This window comes from uncultured Thiodictyon sp. (genome assembly GCA_903837595.1).
Taxonomy (GTDB): Bacteria; Pseudomonadota; Gammaproteobacteria; order Chromatiales; family Chromatiaceae; genus Thiodictyon.
Map to the genome: position 1 here is coordinate 57737 of CAILVI010000375.1, position 16220 is coordinate 73956.

A 16220-nucleotide genomic window follows, 5' to 3' on the forward strand; every position below is an offset into this window, starting at 1 on the left:
TGGTCAAAACAAAAAAGGCACTGTGAAAACAGTGCCTTTTTTGTTTCTGGAGAGTGCTCAGGGCTTCAATAGGACGATCCCGTCATGGGGGGCAATGACGACCTGGGTAACCAGGCTGCCGTCGTTGACCGCGGGGTCTTGGGTGCCGGCGATCTTGCGGAAGGTTCCGTTCAGAGCGACCGTTGCGGCCGTCGCGCTGGCGTTGACCAAGGCCGTGCCATGCTCGAAGTCGCGCCGCCAGATGTCGGGGTTGCCTGGCTTGACCTGCACGTTGTCGATCCAGACCTGGCCCGTGTCTTGGCCCACGCCGAATTCGAGCATGGCGAGCGGATCGCCCCCGGTCGAGGTGACCGGCAGCTCGAACCGCTGCCATTGAGTGGAGAGCGGGAAGGCGCCGAAATCGAGCCAGGTCGTCCAGGGCTTTGTGCTCATCTGCGCCCAGACGTTCAGCTCGCGATCGCGATCGGCCTTGGCGGAAAAGCTGACGGTATATTCAGTGGCGGCGGTCAGGGCCAGGGTCTTATACACATAGACCGCCCCCCAATAGTCTCCCTTGGCGCTCCCGACCGTCAGGCGCATCGACGCATCGCCCTGGGCGACGTCCGCCGCATCCCGCGCGGCGGTGATTTGGTACCCGGGGTCGGCCCAAGGCGACCAATGGGAAAGATTATTCGCCAGATCGAAGCGCGCGCCCGTCAGCAGATCGGGGGGCGTGGCGCCCGCGTTCGCTCGATAGGCCGGGGCGAGCGCCTGACCGAGATAGCCGCGCCCTTGGCCGGCATTGTCGTACTCATCGAACCACATCAGGCATAGGCTGCCGTGACCGTTGGTGTTCATCTCATAGCTGAAATAGCCGTCGCCGAGCAGTGCGGTGGTAAGCCCGAAGCGCATCTTGCGGTAGTTTGGCCCGAAGCCGGCATCGTGGCAGCGGTTGTAATAGGTGCCGTTGCCCGAGGGGCTGGTCGCTGCGTCGTCCTCGTAGGTCTCCACCATGGTCAGGTTGGGCGCTCGGGCATTGCTGAGCCATTCCATATAGCTGCCCTTGGACGGCCAGGGTCCGAAGACACTGCGATGCCAGCCCTCGTTATAGGCCCCGCCGCTGTCGGTCGGAAACCCTTCCATGTTGTTGCCGTTGAGCGTCCCATAATCGGTCATGGCCCAGTTGGCGAACAGTATCCGGTCGGGATCCGTCCCGGCACGCACCAAGCCCAGATACTGGGTCAAGCCCTGGTTCCAGGCCGCATCGAACGACTGGTAATTGGTTGGGACGGTATTGGATTGGTCCGGAGCGAGCGAGCGCGCGGTGGAGTTTCCGATCAGCCAGGACTCGTCCCGGTCGGTCCGGTCGATCAGCAGTCCGTCCCAGCCGGGGTCCGCGAGCAAGGCGAGCGAGTTCCCGGCGTTGTAATGTGCCCAATCGCTCGCCCCGCCGGGCCCGGGAGCGACGTTGGCAGCGGCCAGGTTCATCACCCAGGAATTGGGCCAGAACGAGACGTGGGCGGCGATGCGCGCCCCCGCCGTATGGGCCGCTGCCGGCCGGATATAACCGCGCTTGACCTTGATGGTCTTGGCGGTCGCGTTGACGGATATGACCTGCATGCTTTCGCCCTCGACCAGCACCGTATCGCCGGCCACGAAGAGCTTCAAGTTTTTGCCGTTCTGGCTCACCGTCGTGCGCTCGACCGGAATGGTTTGCACGGTGGCGCTGATCGCCGCCGTCAGCCCGGTCCCGATCTGGGTCAGAAACCACTGCGCGGGCAGTGTCCGGATCTGGGTATTGGCTGCCGGGTTGCCGGGCTCGTAGAAGACTTCGCAGGCGTTGGTGGCATTGAGCAGGGTCAAATTCGGTTTGATGGCGCGCAACGGTGCGATGAATTGCGGCTGCCATTGGTCAAGGATTACCCAGTCGTAGCGCGCAATATCGGCGAGTGGCTGTGCCCAAGGGTCAGGCCACCACATCCCCAGACGGGGGAACGGCAGTGGGACGTCCAGCCGGGTGCCGGCGGCGGCGGTTGGCGAGGCGGCGATGCCTGCGAGCGCCAGGGCGACCGCGGCCAGCGATACGAGCGGATGGGAGTGAGACCTGGTTTTCACTCTAGTTTCCTCAAAAACTTTGGTCTATTTTGGCGTTACACAAACTCTGCCCGCGAAGGCGAAACGAACGAGGCCCGACGCCGCGAGTCTAACAAACGTAAAGCAATGAAAGCGAGTGCAAGGCCACATTGCGGCGCACGTTCTGACCAGGCGCCTCGTGCGTCCCGAGTGTAATGGCTCTTCATCGCAATCGAGTCGTCTGTGCTCCATGTGTAACGGCGATGCCTTGGCCCGCTGCACCCCAGTGCGGCCCGGCCCATCCGCACCACGTGATGCTGCTGCTCCTTGCGCGATCGCGCTGTACTGGGGTGCGGCGCACACAGTGGCCCAGAAGGAACGGATTTTCTCGTCGTGGCTTGACAGGTGGATGAGCATGGTCTATTTTTACCAAAAACTGTGTCCTGGCGTGGTTGGTAAGGGCGCCTGGATCGCTGTGGCGTTGATCATTACCCCGATCTCCATGCCCCGGCCGGAGTAAATGATATCGCTCCAGCGGTCTTGGCGGCCTTCGTGGCGACGCCCGAGGGCGTTCTGTGGTTGCCCAGCAGGTGGTGACGGACGTCGTCATCAACCTGGAAGGTCCGGTAGCCGGGTGGTAGCATGCCGGTAGTGGCTTAGGTGATCTCCAAAAAACCTGTTACCACCCACCATAGGATGTTAAGTGCGACTTAAGTCGCACCTACACTTGGCGGCATGGCAATCGCCTTAACGGGGATGACCAAGAGCGACACTCGGGGTTAGCAAATGAAGACATTATTAAAATGTCGGGGTAGAAATCGCGCCGCTTACTTCTTGTCTGATCCGGAGCATCTTGGACGCCCGTTCGATGAAGCCATTTTTTTGGCGTTGAGGCGGCTAGGGTATCAGGTCGACGTATTCACGACGGCGACACCCAAGAGCTGTGACCACGCCTTCATCGATAGGTTTGATCTTGGCTTGAAAACATTTGACTATGGCGCGCGCTGGCTGGGCAAGCGGTTCTTTGATTCGTCTTGGAAAGACTACGACGTCTATCTCTCCTGCTGTAGCGCTCCGGTGCCCACTGCGTATCTTTTGTCGCGGCGCAGTCGTGCAAAATTCGTGATCGCGTGCGACGAAATCTATGCCGGGCGGATACCGCCGGACCCGCGGTTCGAGTGGTTGGCCAAATATGCCATGCGCAAGGCGGATTTGACGATTATCACCGATCTCTGTCGTATGCCGCTGCAATGTGATTACGCCGGCTTGCGTGAGGGTCAGCAGCCATTTCTGGAAAACTGTTGCGCCTGCGTCGATCCGCGCCGACTCAGGCAGGATAAACGCAGTTTGCGCACTCAATATGGGATCCCTGCGGACATGATTTTGATTTCTTATGCCGGCACCTTTCATGAGGCGGGAGGCGCAGGCGATTTCCTCTCGATACTTGATTTTGTCGATACCAGCCGCGTGGGGCTCATGATCCAGACCGCAGGCACCATGACAGATTTGGTCAAGCAACTATTGGATCGGTTATCGGGTTACATTCCGTTATGGGTCTTTGACAAGAGGACAACATATCAGCAGGCGCTATCTGTCACAGCCATGGCTGATATCGGATTTGTCGTATACACGCAAGCGGCGCCTCAGTTCTCACTCATGGGCTTCTCATCGCAAAAGCTATGTAATTACCTCTATCTTGGCCAACCAGTCATTGCGCTCAGGCAGCCGAGCTTTCAGATTCTTGAAGATCAGGGGATGGCTGTGCTCTATGACACGAAAGAGCAGTTACCCACCTGCGTGCAGGGACTGATCGAACACATTGAAGAGTATCGTGCGAATGTTGAAGAAAGATACGACCGCGTGATTCCACCGGAAAGCGAGAGAATGCGGCGCCTGCTTGCAGGTTTGCGCCCGATATTGCTCGACTGACTTTGGGCATGCCCTCGACGCGACCGGTCCGCGGCGATGATTTCGGATGCACGGTATCCGCGCGTACAGCAAGCTTGTGCCGCAGCGGGTCAATCCCGATGAGGAAACTTCAAACAGTTCAAGATGGGGATCACACGACATGATAATGTCACTCATAAGGCGGGTCTTGCCGCAGCAGGTTCGCACTAGCATCAAGCGAGCGTTTGGCCTACCCACGACTCATTTGAACTCGGATTGGTCGATTCTTCACTGTATTGGGCCGGTTGCTGACACGCATGTCGTGCTCGACCTCGGGGCGCATCACGGCTGGTTTTTTCACTGCTGGCAGGACTGGTGCCCAGCCGCGCGAATTCACGCTTTCGAGCCGTTTCCGGAGTCGTTCGAGGCCATGGCCCGCGCCTACGGAAACGATCCGCGCGTGCAACTGAATCAGCTTGGGGTCGGTGACGCCGTCGGTTGCTTGTCGTTGAATGTATTGTCCGAATCATTGGTTTCAAACTCGTTTCTCGATCCCCGTGACGAGACTTGGCGCCGGGTGGGCTACGCCACCGGCGCGGTGAGCCGCGTGTCGGTACCGGTCACGACTGTCGATGCTTACGTGCGCGAGCAAGGACTGGAGCAGATTTATCTGGCCAAAATCGACGTCCAGGGTTTTGAGATGCGCGTGCTGCGGGGGGCTGAACAAAGCTTGCCACGCATCGACCACATTTTTGTCGAGGCCGCAATCTTTCCACTCTACGAGGGGGCGCCGAGCTTTGCCGACGTGTTTGAGTTTCTGACTGCGCGGGGCTTTCATCTGATGACGATGCGCGCGTGGCATCGGGGCAACCACGCGCTCGTCGAGACCGACATGCTGTTCCGCCGCAACGATCTGGCGCCGCCCGGCGATGAGCAAAATGAACGCTATTACCTCGAATTTCGTTGATAGTTAATGCCTGGCCAGAAACCGAAAACAACTTTCTCGCCCAATCGGTCATAATCTTTCAATAAGGGGGCCGGCTCGGGTTTTTTTCTGGAAACGACGAAGAGCCTAACCGAAAATGCGCGCGTACGCCGCAGGTGTTGTGCTAATTCGCAAGGTCATCAGTTTGCGCGTCGCTTTAGTCAATCTGGAGTGGATGAAGAAGTCATGATCGACTCTCTCATTACAGCCATCCGCCGCAGGGTCTCTTATATGTGCGTCAGCGAAAGTGGACATCGGCGGCTGCGTGTTGTGCAACGGCTGGTTTGGGCGCTGACAGCCGCTGTGACATTGAGTGCATGCGAATTGTGCATGACAACCCAGTGCCGGGGAAGGCCATTGTTGTCCTTGCCGGAGGTTCGTCCTATTGATGAACCCCGAATCGCCCATAGCGACCGGAGTTTCGGTAAGCAATTGGCGCGGGTCGACGCTCCCAGGCGCAGCCTGATGGCGGCGTGGGCGTCTGCCGCTACTTACGTTCTCTCGGTCCTACGGAGCGCGTGTTAAACGGTGATCGAGCATGCCGGCAAGGCGCCGTGGAACAGCGCCTTGCCGGCTTGTTTGATTAGCCCACCACCCGATTGCGTCCGCCATGCTTGGCCGCGTACATGGCCTGATCGGCACGCCGCAGCAGGTCGTCGATGGTGTCATCCGGGGTAAAGACGGCGACGCCGATGCTGGCGGTGACGGCGATCGGCTGCTCGCCGATGATGACCCATTGTTCGGCGATCGTCGCCCGTAACTTCTCTGCGATCGGCAGCGCATCCGTGAGCGGACAGTCCGGCAGCACCACCACGAACTCCTCGCCACCCCAGCGCCCGGCCTGATCGCCGCGCCGCCGGTCGCGTTGGATGGCGGCGGCGACCGTGACCAGGACCGCATCGCCGGCCTCGTGGCCGTAGGTGTCGTTGACATCCTTGAAGTGATCGATGTCCAGTGACAGCAACGCGAGCGGGCGGTGTTCGCCGCGGGCCCGCCGCACCTCTGCCTCCAGCCAGGTGGTCATGGCCTGACGGCTGGTGAGTCCCGTGAGGATATCCGTGCTTGCCAGGTGCTCCAGGTGCAGGTTGCTGTCCTGGAGTTGGTTTTGAAAGCGATCGCTGATCAGTACCAATTTGTTCAGGCGGCGCAGGAGTTTCTCATAGCGCTCGGCCAGGTCCTCCAGGGGGGCGAGCAGCGGCGCGGCGGCATGCGCCGGATCGGCCAGGGTGGCGCGCACCCGGTTCAGTACGCTATCGGAGACGGGCGCCGGATCAGGGCGCGGCCCCGCGTCCCGGCTGGTCGGGGCCGGGACCGATGGCCGGACGCGCTCGCCGTAACGCTCCTCCAGACAGCTTGAGCAGACGCCGCGGGCGAGTCCCAAGTCTGCATGATGTTTGAGAAACGCCGCTACCCGCGCCTGGTAGCGGTCATCCACCCGCACCTGCCCGCAATACCGGCACACCGGCACGCCCAGATCGCGTAGCTGGTGAAATTGTTCATTGACCCGTTCCAGTCGCTCGATCAGGTCACGGCTCGAGGCCTGATAGCCATCCGCAATCGCGACGACCTTATCCAAGCGTGCGGCGAGCCGACCGTGGCGCTCCAGCAGCAAGCGGTATTCCGCCGGCCAATCGATCGGTGCCCCGGCGGTCATGGCGTCCCGCAACTTCTTGGCGCGCAACGCTATCGCTGCCTCGGCCGGGCCGACGCCGTCGTCGCCACCGGCAGATTCATCCACGAACGCCGACCGTCTCGAACGGGAAAGTCACTTCCTCTTTGAATTCCTCGGCCAGGTCCAGTGCGCGCCCGTTCTCCGGGTCATAAGACCAGTGCAGCAAGATCGGTTGGCCGCCGCGGTAGGCATCCTCGAAGCGGTCGAGCAGGTCGAGCATGCACTTGGTGCTGCTGCTGTTCATATAGGGCATATCTACCGCAATAGTGATGGCCTCATGGCGCTCGCGCAGATAGCCGTCGACCCACTCCAGGATTGGCTCGAAGAACTGAAAGGAGTTTTCGGGATAGGACTCGCCCTTGAGGGTCAGGGTGCGGGTCTGCGGGTCAAACAGTACCCGCGGGGTTGCGCGGGTCTGCGGCAGGTCGAGTGAGGTCATGGTTCGTCTCTTGTCAGATCCGCACGAGGATGCTGAAAAATTCCCAGTCGGCCGCCAGCGGGGTGCGCGTGACCGTCATTGGCGCGCCGGCCCGGCGGGCGATGTCCAGCAGGCCCAGGCCGGCGCCCAAGCTGTCGGCCGGGCGCGGAGCGCGCAGTTGCTTCTTGAAGCGCACCCGCAAGTCATCTTTATCCAGTGCGTTCAATTCACTGATCCGCGCCTCGAGCCCGGTCGCATCCGCGTGCGCAACCACATTGCCGGCCGCCACGGCGAAGCGCTCACCGTCCCACAGGATGGTGATGATGGCGCAGTCCGGGTTATGCGGCTGACCTGGGGTGAAGCCCTTCATGGTCACATAGTTGCGGACGTTTTGGGCCAGTTCCACATAGACGGCGAAGACATCGAGCAGGGCGGAATGCTCGGCGGCCCGCTGCTCCAGATGGCGGCGCACGGCCACGCCAAACTCCTCGATCAGACCATGGGAAAAGGGGCCGTTGAAGCAGGTCAGCACGTCGTGCATCGCGAAGGTATTGCGCAGCTCAAACAGATCGATCGTTGGCATGGCCCACTCCTGGTACGTGAAGCGAGGCGGTAAGCGGACCGCCGGCCGGCTGGCTGCTGGGGGCAGCCACCGTCCAACCCAGGACGGTCACGTCATCCCGGCGGCTGTGCGTGCCGGCATGGGCGAGCAATTGATCCTGGAGTGCCTCGCGCTGTTGCGCGAAGGGCTCGCGCCAATGCGCCTCGAGCACCTGCTGAAGGCCATGGTGCCCGAACGGCAACCCGCGCGGGCCGCCCGGCTGGTCCAGCAGTCCGTCGGTGCAAAGGTAGAAGGCCAAGTCCGGACGCAGTTCTATCGTATGGCTGGTAAAGGCAAAGTCAGTCTTGGAGCGCTTATAGCCGAGGCTGGCGCGATCCCCGCGCAGTTGCGCCAATTGGCCATTCGCAACGGTATAGAGCGGCAAATGGGCGCCGGCAAAGATGAGGCGGCCTTGGGCCGGCGCAATGAGACAGATGGCCGCATCCAGGCCATCGTCCGAGGGGGTGGTGGCGGTATCCTGGCGCAGTGTCGTGCGGATCGACTCATTCAAACGCGCAAGCAGCAGCGCGGGTGAGTAGCAATGCTCGTCCCGGATCAGCCGCCGCAGCCCGGTGACCGCCAGCATCGACATGAGAGCGCCTGGTACGCCATGCCCGGTGCAGTCCAGGAGCGCCACCAGTGCTCCCGCCGGGCACTCCTCCATACAATAGATATCCCCGCCCACGATATCCCGAGGCAGCCACAGACAGAACCGATCGGCCAGATAGGACGCCAGTGCCCCGGGCGCTGGTAAGAGTGCGGATTGGATGCGCTGGGCATAACGGATGCTGTCGGTCACGTTGCGCAGCAATTGCTCGGAGCGCTCCTTCTCCTGCTGCAGGTCCGCAAAGGCCTGCTCCAATTGCCGCGTCATCTCGTTGAACGCGGTCGAGAAATCGCCCATGAAATCGACCCGCTGGGCGAGGTCGCCATTGGCGATCTGCTGCGTCTTCCAGGTCAGATGGCGCAGGTTGGCCTGCAGGCTCTTGAACGACTGGAGCACCCGCATCTTGCCCGCCGGGGGCGGCTGATCCAGCTCGCCCCGCGCCATCGAGTACATGAAGTCGGCAAATTCATCGTATTCGCGGATGAAGCGATTGATATAGCCGACCAGCTGCTTGAACTCGTCCTCCGGATAATCCGCGGGCAATTGCAGCGGCGGCGGTTTCTCGCCCCGCAGGATTTGGTACACCGTCCCGGTCAACTGATCCAGATAATGCGCGGCAACGGTGACCATGCGGATGAGCTGAGTCCAACGGGACTCAGATGGCGTGCGCCTCGAAGCGGCAGACGCGGTCGCCGGAGGCCCAGCAATCCACCTCACGCACCCGAAACTCGCGGCCGGTGTGAGAGGTCAGCAGGCCATGGATGAACCCCTCATCATAGGTGCAGACCTGCTCGCCGCAGACCGGCAGCCCGGAGCAGTCCAGGTCTTCGGCGACCGTGAGCGTGAAGTTCAGTTTCTCCAGGTCTGCCAACTCGACACGCAGGATGCCGATATTGAGCTTCTGGAGCGACTCCTGCAGGTCCCCGACGAACTCCGGGAAGCTGCCCTTTTTCGTGAGCACATGGGTATAAAACTGCTCGCCCGCCTTGCGGCCCGCCTCATAGAAGACCCGGTCGGCATCCGCCACGCCCATCCGCTGGATGAGTACGTCGCGCAGGGTGAATTGCATCAGGCGATAAACTGCGACATTCATCGAATCGCCCAGGTTGGGTCGACCCTCGGCGAGGTTCCCCAGCATGGACCAGTCGAATTGCGATTCGGTACGCTCTTCTTTGAACATGAGTGTTCTCTCCAAGGTTGAAAAAGCCGACCCGGTCCGGGGTCTGGGTACGACGTGCTCAAGGGCAGTGGGCCACCGTATGGCACGCACCGTCCATGCTACGCCGGGCCCCGGGCACGCTTCAAGGCGCACGCGTGTTACCGGCCGCCGCGCGGGCACTGTTGGGTAGATTCGGGGGCGCGACGGGCCTCGGTCAGGGCGCCGCTCAGTCCCTGTTACTCAAACTTGGGCAACCCGGAGACCAGCCACCAGTTCCTGATTTTGGGGTCGTAGCGCCAGACCTGGCGGTCGATGAGTTGCTTCACCACCTGTCGGTCTTCATGGAGATAGTCGTAGGCGACAATCTGGGTGCCTTCTCCGATGCCAGTGCGCATCGGTGGCTGCACGACTTCGTAACTGGTGAGTCGCAGATCCCCGTAACCCGCCGGCAGGCCCTTGCCGCGGCGCAGTGCCGGGTCGAGGTAGCCGAACGCGGTCTCGAAATAGCCCCAGCGCAGCGCGGATTGGTAGGCAGAGGTGGCGGCCTGGAGGCTCAAGTCCGGCGTCTCCTTGTCGACGGTGCTGCAGCCCCCTAACAGCAGGCCGGTGAGCAAGAGCACAACGTACAGTCGGATGGTGGTTTGGGGGTTCATCCCGGCTCCTGGCGGTTGCGTAATAAAGGCTTGGCGCGGCGCCGGTGGGCTGCACGGCGGTTTGGTGCGCCCGTCGGCGGCGATTCTAAGGTATCACCCCGCACCCTCCAACGGGTCGTAAAGGCGATGGGTTATGATGACCGGCCACGCCCTGCGCCCGACCGATCAGGACCTCGCGCCCATGCCGGAATTGCCCTTTTCCCCGCCTGGGGAACCCCAATGCGAGCTGACGCTCGGTGCGACCCGCGTCACCCTGTTAGGCACGGCCCATGTCTCCCACGCCAGCGTCGATGCGGTGCGCCGGCTGCTCGCCGGGGGTGACTACGACGCGGTGGCGGTGGAGCTCTGCCACAGCCGTTTCTCCGCGCTCAAGGACCCCAACGCGCTGGCCCAGATGGACCTCTTCTCGGTCATCCGCCAGGGGCGCGCCTATATGATGGTGGCCAACCTGGCGCTGTCGGCCTACCAGCAGCGCCTGGCCGACCAGTTCGGCATCGAGCCCGGGGCCGAGCAACGCGTGGCCGTGCAGTTGGCCGAGGTGCAGGGGTTGCCGGTGCTCCTGATCGATCGGGAGATCGGTGTGACGCTGCGCCGCATCGCCGCGCGCCTGGGCTGGTGGCGGCGCTACACCCTGTTCGCCGGGCTCCTGACGGCGCTCTTTTCCGCCGAAGAGGTCGGTGCGGACGAGGTCGAGCGCCTCAAGGATGGCGACGTGCTCGAGACCGCCTTCGCCGAGTTTGCGCAAGACCGCGAAGACCTGTTCGTCCCGCTGATCGCTGAGCGCGACCGCTACATGGCCGCCAAGCTGCGCCTGGAGTCCGACCGGGTGGGGGCGCGGCGCGTGCTGGTGGTGGTGGGGGCCGGCCACCTGAAGGGGCTTGCCCGCGACCTGGCCGCGGACCTGGGGGACCCGCGGGCGTGCCTGACCGACCTGGAGCAGGTGCCGCCGCCGAGCCGCTGGCCGGCGGTCCTGCCCTGGCTGATCCTGGTGCTGGTGGTCGGGGGGCTGGCGTGGGGCTTCGTGCAGAGCCCGCAGCTGGGTTGGGACCTGGTGTTTTCCTGGATACTGATCACCGGTGGGCTCTGTGCGCTGGGTACACTGATCGCCGGCGGTCACCCCTTGACCGTGTTGGCGGGCTTTCTCGCCGCGCCACTGACTACGCTCCACCCCGCCATCGGTGCCGGGATGGTGACCGGGGCGGTCGAGTTGTGGCTGCGCAAACCGAGCATGGGCGACTTCGGGCGCCTGCGTCACGACGTGGCGACCCTGGGCGGCTGGTGGCGCAACCGGGTGGCCCGGGTCTTCCTTGTTTTCCTGCTGAGCAGCCTGGGGGCGGCGATTGGGACCTGGGTGGGTGGGGCTCGCATCGCCGGGCGGCTGTTCGGGTAAACCAGCGTCGGCGCTGGGATTAGCCCTGGTGAGGCCCGCTCAAGTGCGGGCGGATGCAGTCGATGGCCTCCTCCATGTGCTGGAACGAGTGGTCCCCGTCGTCCCAGATCAGCAGTCGGCCGCAGTCGCGGTAGAGTGATTCCGCGATGCGGTAGTCGATCACCTCGTCGCCCCGGTCCAGGAAGAGCGTGGTCGATACTCCGTCGCAGGGGTCGGCGATACCATAGGCGCGGGTGGCCTCGCCCAGCTCGGCGGTGACCTGATAGGTCTCTCCCTGCGCCGTCGTCATGATCTCACCCAAGCGGGGCGGGAACAGGTCCCAGGGGGTCAGTGCCGGGTTGATCAGAAACAGGTGGGAGAAGGCGAAGCGGCGCGCCAGCCACTGGCCGTAGAAACCGCCCATGGAACTGCCGATGACGGCCGGGCGCGCCGGCCCCAGGTCGGCGAAGAAGGCGGACAGCCGCTCTGCCGCCGCCCGCGGTTGGTGAGCCGGGTAGTCCGGGGCCAGCACCGGGTAAGGTGCCAGGCGCGTGCGCAGGGTTTCGGCCTTGGCCGCGCGGCTGGAACTGTTGAGTCCGTGCAGATAAACAAGCATGTGATTGGTGATGGCTGCTGGTGGAGTGGGGACGACCGGTCTTCGAGGTCTCAAGTGATGGCAAAACGACAGAGCACAGCGGATACCCGCGTGACCGAGCGCCTGGCCGAACTGCGCTCGGCCATGGCGGGCGGTGGGGCGGGCGTTGAGATCTTGCGCCCGGCCCTGGCCGATCCCCATTACCGTCTGGTGGCCGCGGCGGCCGGCTACGCGGGCGACGGGCTCCACTACGGCCTGGAACCGGACTTGATCGCCGCCTTCAGTCGACTGGCGGACCTTCCCCCGGCCCGGGACCCCCAATGCACCGCCAAGGGCGCCATCGCCCGTGCACTGGTGGCACTGGACTGCCCCGACGTGGCGTTCTTCCTGGCCGGCATCCGCCTGCGCCAACCGGAACCCGCATGGGGCGGTAGTCAGGATACCGCAGTTGACTGCCGCATCACCTGTGCTGTGGGCCTGGCCGCCACGGCCTACGCCCGCGCCCTGCCGGAACTGACGCGGCTGCTGGCGGACCCGGAGCCACGGGTGCGCGCTGGGGTGATGGACGCCATCGCGTGCTGCGAGCCGATCGCCGCGGAGTCGGTCTTGCGCACCAAGGCCCAGGTCGGTGACGCGGAGCCGGAGGTCATCGGCGCCTGCCTGCTTGCCTTGCTGCGGTTGGACGCGGTGCCCTGTGCCGCCTTTGTCGCGGAGTTTCTGGACCTGGGCGATCCGCTTTTGCGCGAACTGGCGGCCCTGGCCCTGGGTGAGTCCCGGCTCCCGGAGGCGCTCATGGAGGTGCGGCGGCGCTGGGATGCCGCCCCCTATAAGGGGCAGGCGCAGCTGCTCCTGCTCAAGGGGGCGGCGCTGCATCGCAGCGAGGCAGCCTTCGACTGGTTGCTCGCGCTGGTGGCCGATGGGGAGCACCGGATTGCGGAGCTGGTGCTGCGGGACTTGGCCGTCTATCGCGGCAATGAGCGCTTGCGCGGGCGCTTGGTGCAGGCGCTGGCGGGGCGTGAGGACGCGGACCTGACTGCACTGTTCCAGCGGGTGTGGCCAAGCCAGGCCGAATAGGCGCTTGCTTGGCAGGTTCTTCGGCTAGTGCCGCAAAGGGTAACTCCCGATACGAGTACCCGCTTCCACCCTATTTTGCCTGTCGACCCCAACGGGGTCGAACATACCAGCCCCGGGCAACGCCCTGGGCGTGAGGGATATTAAGGGGGCCTAGCCCTGAAAGGGCGTGACAGACTAAGTTACTGGTTTATTGTTGCTGCTCCCCATCAACCCGTTCGCCCGCAATACCTGCCTCTTTACCGGGGTCGGCTAAATGGTGGCCCCTTATCCTGACAGCGGCAGGAACGTACAAAAGGCCTCTCGTAAGTACTGGAGTTGCAACAGAAGGATGATAGCGATCCTGATGCCTCGGACGAACAACGGCAGCGGCAGCTATTGATCATAGTGAAACAGCCAAACGGACTGTTGCAGGTCAAGAAACGCAGCGACAAGGTCGTGCTCTGCTCGACCTGTGGCGGCGTATCGGGTGACCCATTCGATTCCATAACGGTCGGGCCGAAAAAATTTACTGTCAGTCAGGAGGGAGGCGGCAGGGACCGCTGGGCCGTTAATTTTCAGTTCGACTATTCAAGGCGAGATGATACGTGGCAGTTGGTACGTGCCGAGGAAACGACATCCGATAATCTTGATAAAAAAAAATAGATTAATATACACGCCGCCTAAGCATTTCGGTAAGATTGACATCGATGACTTCAACCCCGAGAACTATTTGGGTAAAGGCGAGAGATAACATTCCTGTCGCCAGACAGGTCGAACCTCGCCTCCTTGCGGATCGGGGGCAGGTTTTTGCAATCACGCACCCACGCGAGAATGCTTGAGTGCAAGACCTGACCCCATTCTCGCATTCTCGGACTCCATTCTCGTGTACTTTGCTGCCGGGGCAGCGGGATCGGAGGGAAACTGTTGTCTGTCCCAGGTATCCCTTTAGTTAAATCCTGGCTTTTTCAACGCTGCCTGGCACAACACGATCCTGGCGATCGATCCACACCATATCGATGTCGCTACCCGAAAACTTCGCGAAGCGCATCCGGACGTTGTCTCGCAATCTTAATCAACGATGCCGCTGCGCGACTGGGTTGCCGGCGATCTTGCTCCCAATCTTGCAGGGTTCTAACCGATACTCCAAGACGCTCCGCAAACTTTGGTTGCGAAAGCCCGGTATTGTTTCGTGCCTCGACGACGGCTGAAAGTTCAACGGTACGAACAGCGCCAACCTTTCCAGCCTTAATGCTTCTCACCGCGTCTAAAGAGCATAAGGGGCCAGGCTCAATTGAACCCGTCGGGTGGAGAAGAACCTAATTGAGCCTAGCCCCTTATTCTCACCTTATTCTCATGGTCGTGATCGATGTGACGCCCAATGATCGACCTAAAGCGGCGCGCATGCCTCATCGCTTGCGCCACACTCAGCACCGAGACTATCATTGTAAGGCATCCATCGGCACAAAATGGAGTCGAGTGCCACCCGCGAGATGGGTTTAGCCAATACGTCATCAAAGCCGCTCTCGATCAGGGCGGGCGTGTCAGTCCCCCAGGAAGTAAGACAGATCAACGGCGGGCATTTCCGACCTCCGGCAAGCCCGCGAATCTTTTGCATCGCCTCCAGCCCGCTCAGCGTCGGCATCTCCAGGTCCAGCAGCACGAGATCGAATGACTCCTGTGCGTACGCCTCAGCGGCCTTGCTTCCGTCGGCGGTCGCAACGACACGGACGCCCCTTTGACCGAGCATCGCCACCAAGACCTGGCGAGAAATTGGATTGTCGTCCGCCAGCAGGACGGTGCCGTTCCCGTCGTAGCGTGGGAACTGCATCAGAGGCTGCAAGCGCTTGATGCGCCCTGGCTCTTCCAGGGTCATAAGATCGACCAAACAGCGGGCCAGGTCAGATACTGCCGCGAGTGGTTTCAACACCAGGTCGAAGGTTCCGCGCGCAATCTCGTGGCAACCGGGTGGCCGTTCCGCAATCAGAATCGTCTTGACGGGGCCGCGCCCCGCAGCCGCGTGTGCGATGTCGGCACAACGGGAGGTCTCCGGCAGCCTCTGGTCCTGATGGACCAAAACCAGATCGAACTCACCGATGGCGATGGCCGCGATCGCCGCCGATTCGTCGGCAACCGCGGTGACCCGCAGACCCCAGAGCGTGAGTGTCTCTCCCAGGTCGCGCAAGCGGGCGGGTTTGCCGGCTGACAGGAGTATGCAGCGCAGGCCGGCAAGGCAGGGCGGCTGCGCGTCCACGACCGCCGCCGCTCGCGCGAACGGGATTTCTAGCCAGATAAGCAAGGTGCCGTCCGCCAGCCGTTCCAGGCCCAAGGCCCCGCCGACGCGCTCAACTGCCATGCGGGCACTCTGAATCCGTAGCGGCGGCTGGCGCGGATCGAGCAGGGGCGGGGATTGCCCGAGCGCAAGCCCCACGCCCTCGCACCCCAACTCCAGACGGATGAGCGCAGAACGGTCCGTGTGCCAGACCGGGAAGATCCGCAGGTTAGCGTCGCCCTGATTCGCAAAGGTTGCGGCATAGCCGACACAGTCCAAGATCGGCTGGATGAGCGCCGATAGGTCCCCCGCCAACAGAACCGGCGTCGCCGGGTCGATGTGGCAGCGCAGTCTCCGCCCATTCTGGCGCCAAGCGCTACCGTAACTCTCCACCCACATATCGACAATGGCGAGCAGATCGAATTCCTGCGGCGACCATTCCCAAGACCTCGAACGCACGAACTCCTGCAACTCGGCGACGAGGACCTCTGATGCGTCGAGTTCGGCCGCGATCCCGGTGGCCGCAGACCCTAAATCTTTCGGAACTATCCCTTCGGAGAGTCCCACCCGCAGCAGCGTGCAGGCGCGACCGGCACTCTGCAACGTCGCGTTCAAATGCATCAAGGCCCGTCTGACGGCCTCCCATGCGGCGCTGTCATCTTGCTCGTTGGACATCTGCGTCACTCCCCCCGCCAATACTGCCGAATACGTATTAACTATTTGAGAAATCGCCCAGCGGGCGATTTCTCAAACCGCTTCAGCCACACCTCCAACTCCTGGGCATTGAGGTCGGTATCGAGCGCCAGCAGCTCCAGGATGCGCCCGTGGTCCATGTCCACCCCTTGGTCACGGGGCTAAAAGGGGCCAGGCTCAATTGCTGCTATACTTGTCGAATGCCCC

General features: G+C 62.5%; 16 protein-coding genes. 5 read left to right on the forward strand and 11 right to left on the reverse strand.

Annotated elements, in window-relative coordinates:
• Positions 1–57: 57 nt before the first annotated feature.
• Positions 58–2094, reverse strand: coding sequence for a putative glycoside hydrolase (locus QZY44_RS22125; RefSeq protein ID WP_295452466.1), 2037 nt, complete (start codon positions 2092–2094; stop codon positions 58–60).
• 744 nt (positions 2095–2838) lie between these two features.
• Between QZY44_RS22125 and QZY44_RS22130 the strand changes: the two genes are divergently transcribed.
• Positions 2839–3981: a hypothetical protein gene (locus tag QZY44_RS22130; RefSeq protein ID WP_295452469.1), complete on the forward strand. Its 1143-nt coding sequence runs from the start codon at positions 2839–2841 to the stop codon at positions 3979–3981.
• A gap of 280 nt (positions 3982–4261) precedes the next feature.
• Entirely contained in the window at positions 4262–4906 is a 645-nt protein-coding gene (locus tag QZY44_RS22135; RefSeq protein WP_295452472.1) for an FkbM family methyltransferase, read from the forward strand.
• Between the two features lie 601 nt (positions 4907–5507).
• Here the strand turns inward: QZY44_RS22135 and QZY44_RS22140 are convergent.
• The 6 genes from QZY44_RS22140 to QZY44_RS22165 form a co-directional block, all read right to left on the reverse strand.
• Positions 5508–6662 carry a diguanylate cyclase gene (locus tag QZY44_RS22140; protein ID WP_295452476.1) on the reverse strand — a complete coding sequence of 385 codons (1155 nt, stop codon included), beginning with the start codon at positions 6660–6662 and terminating at the stop codon, positions 5508–5510.
• Complete coding sequence (locus QZY44_RS22145) at positions 6655–7035, reverse strand: DUF1987 domain-containing protein (RefSeq protein ID WP_295452480.1); 381 nt, start codon at positions 7033–7035, stop codon at positions 6655–6657. The genes QZY44_RS22140 and QZY44_RS22145 overlap by 8 nt, the downstream gene beginning before the upstream one ends.
• Positions 7036–7048: 13 nt before the next feature.
• A complete protein-coding gene (locus QZY44_RS22150) occupies positions 7049–7597 on the reverse strand; it encodes a SiaB family protein kinase (RefSeq protein ID WP_295452522.1) in 549 nt (182 codons plus the stop codon).
• On the reverse strand, positions 7575–8852 hold the full coding sequence (locus QZY44_RS22155) for a SpoIIE family protein phosphatase (RefSeq protein ID WP_295452527.1): 1278 nt from the start codon (positions 8850–8852) through the stop codon (positions 7575–7577). Before QZY44_RS22155 ends, QZY44_RS22150 begins: the two co-directional genes overlap by 23 nt.
• A gap of 25 nt (positions 8853–8877) precedes the next feature.
• Positions 8878–9402, reverse strand: coding sequence for a V4R domain-containing protein (locus tag QZY44_RS22160; protein WP_295452533.1), 525 nt, complete (start codon positions 9400–9402; stop codon positions 8878–8880).
• A 215-nt stretch (positions 9403–9617) separates the two neighbouring features.
• Complete coding sequence (locus QZY44_RS22165; protein WP_295452538.1) at positions 9618–10034, reverse strand: hypothetical protein; 417 nt, start codon at positions 10032–10034, stop codon at positions 9618–9620.
• A gap of 181 nt (positions 10035–10215) precedes the next feature.
• Here QZY44_RS22165 and QZY44_RS22170 point away from each other — a divergent pair, with 181 nt between their 5' ends.
• Positions 10216–11424, forward strand: a complete 1209-nt coding sequence (locus QZY44_RS22170) for a TraB/GumN family protein (RefSeq protein WP_295452577.1) — start codon at positions 10216–10218, stop codon at positions 11422–11424.
• A 19-nt stretch (positions 11425–11443) separates the two neighbouring features.
• On the opposite strand, the gene QZY44_RS22175 is transcribed toward QZY44_RS22170, so the two are convergent.
• A complete protein-coding gene (locus QZY44_RS22175; protein WP_295452542.1) occupies positions 11444–12019 on the reverse strand; it encodes a YqiA/YcfP family alpha/beta fold hydrolase in 576 nt (191 codons plus the stop codon).
• Positions 12020–12076: 57 nt separating this feature from the next.
• Here QZY44_RS22175 and QZY44_RS22180 point away from each other — a divergent pair, with 57 nt between their 5' ends.
• Together QZY44_RS22180 and QZY44_RS22185 are read left to right on the forward strand one after the other, a co-directional pair.
• Entirely contained in the window at positions 12077–13072 is a 996-nt protein-coding gene (locus tag QZY44_RS22180; protein ID WP_295452545.1) for a hypothetical protein, read from the forward strand.
• A 315-nt stretch (positions 13073–13387) separates the two neighbouring features.
• Positions 13388–13714 (forward strand): hypothetical protein, encoded by a 327-nt coding sequence (locus tag QZY44_RS22185; RefSeq protein ID WP_295452551.1) that lies wholly within the window; start codon positions 13388–13390, stop codon positions 13712–13714.
• 359 nt (positions 13715–14073) lie between these two features.
• On the opposite strand, the gene QZY44_RS22190 is transcribed toward QZY44_RS22185, so the two are convergent.
• From QZY44_RS22190 to QZY44_RS22200, 3 genes are all read right to left on the reverse strand, one after another.
• Positions 14074–14310 carry a helix-turn-helix domain-containing protein gene (locus tag QZY44_RS22190; protein WP_295452559.1) on the reverse strand — a complete coding sequence of 79 codons (237 nt, stop codon included), beginning with the start codon at positions 14308–14310 and terminating at the stop codon, positions 14074–14076.
• Positions 14311–14438: 128 nt separating this feature from the next.
• Entirely contained in the window at positions 14439–15995 is a 1557-nt protein-coding gene (locus tag QZY44_RS22195) for a response regulator (protein ID WP_295452565.1), read from the reverse strand.
• Between the two features lie 41 nt (positions 15996–16036).
• Positions 16037–16159: a hypothetical protein gene (locus QZY44_RS22200; RefSeq protein ID WP_295452570.1), complete on the reverse strand. Its 123-nt coding sequence runs from the start codon at positions 16157–16159 to the stop codon at positions 16037–16039.
• Between the last annotated feature and the right edge of the window lie 61 nt (positions 16160–16220).

Excerpts from the sequence above, each read along its gene's own strand:
- QZY44_RS22130 (WP_295452469.1), top strand. The coding sequence starts at position 2,839 with ATGAAGACATTATTAAAATGTCGGGGTAGAAATCGCGCCGCTTACTTC.
- QZY44_RS22145 (WP_295452480.1), bottom strand. The coding sequence starts at position 7,035 with ATGACCTCACTCGACCTGCCGCAGACCCGCGCAACCCCGCGGGTACTG.
- QZY44_RS22150 (WP_295452522.1), bottom strand. The coding sequence starts at position 7,597 with ATGCCAACGATCGATCTGTTTGAGCTGCGCAATACCTTCGCGATGCAC.
- QZY44_RS22155 (WP_295452527.1), bottom strand. The coding sequence starts at position 8,852 with ATGGTCACCGTTGCCGCGCATTATCTGGATCAGTTGACCGGGACGGTG.
- QZY44_RS22160 (WP_295452533.1), bottom strand. The coding sequence starts at position 9,402 with ATGTTCAAAGAAGAGCGTACCGAATCGCAATTCGACTGGTCCATGCTG.
- QZY44_RS22165 (WP_295452538.1), bottom strand. The coding sequence starts at position 10,034 with ATGAACCCCCAAACCACCATCCGACTGTACGTTGTGCTCTTGCTCACC.
- QZY44_RS22170 (WP_295452577.1), top strand. The coding sequence starts at position 10,216 with ATGCCGGAATTGCCCTTTTCCCCGCCTGGGGAACCCCAATGCGAGCTG.
- QZY44_RS22175 (WP_295452542.1), bottom strand. The coding sequence starts at position 12,019 with ATGCTTGTTTATCTGCACGGACTCAACAGTTCCAGCCGCGCGGCCAAG.
- QZY44_RS22180 (WP_295452545.1), top strand. The coding sequence starts at position 12,077 with ATGGCAAAACGACAGAGCACAGCGGATACCCGCGTGACCGAGCGCCTG.
- QZY44_RS22195 (WP_295452565.1), bottom strand. The coding sequence starts at position 15,995 with ATGTCCAACGAGCAAGATGACAGCGCCGCATGGGAGGCCGTCAGACGG.